General features: G+C 52.5%; 1 protein-coding gene. It reads left to right on the forward strand.

Translation table 11 applies throughout. From position 1 onward, the window contains the following. Window positions 1-266: 266 nt before the first annotated feature. The coding region (locus GHO32_RS26175; RefSeq protein ID WP_153443120.1) for a PAS domain S-box protein at window positions 267-564 on the forward strand (298 nt) is incomplete at its 3' end.

The raw sequence follows: 564 nt of genomic DNA on the forward strand, positions 1-564 counted from the left end.
CGCGCAGTATATACAACGGCTCGACGCGCTATATGCAATGTTCAAAAGGCGAGTATCCGCGGGATGCGGTGTAAGTCACAGACTGATGGCATTGTGCTTGCGGCTCTGCGTAGTCTGGCTATGCTCACTGCCTGCGGGGCTCAATCAATAGTGCTTGAATCTCCGAGGTGCGTGAGCTCTGGCATTTAGGGCTAAGTGCGCAGGCGGTTTGTTGTGTCTTGAATCGTTTGAATTATCAATAGACAGCACCCCCAAGGGATTGAGCCATGTTCGATTTACACCGCAAAGCCGACCTGCTCGAAAATAAACGCCTCAGTTGTTCTCTGGATGAAATGACCGCCAGGACTCAGGCGATTAGTCGTTCAATGGCCATCATTGAATTCGCCCCTGACGGTACCATTCTTGAAGCCAACGACAATTTTTGCGCGGTGACGGGTTACGCCATCGACGAGATTCGCGGTAAACATCACCGGATTTTCTGCGAAGAGCCGTACACCCGGACCTCTGAGTACGTCAACTTTTGGCGTGACCTCGCGAACGGACAGGCGATGAGTGGCACTTACC

It is taken from the genome of Pseudomonas sp. FSL R10-2189, from assembly GCF_009600325.1.
GTDB classification, from domain to species: Bacteria; Pseudomonadota; Gammaproteobacteria; order Pseudomonadales; family Pseudomonadaceae; genus Aquipseudomonas; species Aquipseudomonas helleri.